Source organism: Sutterella massiliensis, from assembly GCF_016899755.1.
GTDB classification, from domain to species: Bacteria; Pseudomonadota; Gammaproteobacteria; order Burkholderiales; family Burkholderiaceae_F; genus Sutterella; species Sutterella massiliensis.
Map to the genome: position 1 here is coordinate 1 of NZ_JACJJC010000326.1, position 384 is coordinate 384.

1 protein-coding gene is annotated in these 384 nt (G+C 53.9%); it reads left to right on the plus strand.

Annotated features, from left to right (window positions below; genetic code table 11):
• Positions 1–127: 127 nt before the first annotated feature.
• The coding region (locus tag H6A60_RS12775; RefSeq protein ID WP_205105238.1) for a hypothetical protein at positions 128–384 on the plus strand (257 nt) is incomplete at its 3' end.

Below are 384 nucleotides of genomic sequence, written 5' to 3' on the forward strand. Positions count from 1 at the left end.
TACCAGTTCTCAAAGGAAAATTGCGCGCGCAACGGATTAAGGCGGTCCTCGTTTTGGAAGTTGGTGAGGGCCTTTCCGATATCTTTTGCACCGGCCCGACGGACTGCAAGACGTCGGGCCGTTTTTCTTGACGTACACTTCCCGGATTGAATCGTCATCGGAAGGCATTTTCGTCAACAGCTTGACGAAACGACGCCCAACCCGCAAAATGCCGCATCGACGATTAGGTAACGAACGAGCCGATTTCCTGGGTTTTAGCGGCTCGTATCTTTTCGTCTTTTTCGGGTTCGGCACCGCGAAGGTGTCGGGCCCGTTTTTCTTCGATGCAGCGGCTACGCATAGACTTAGAAGAGAATTCCTGCCGCACCCGGTCGCATCGACGTG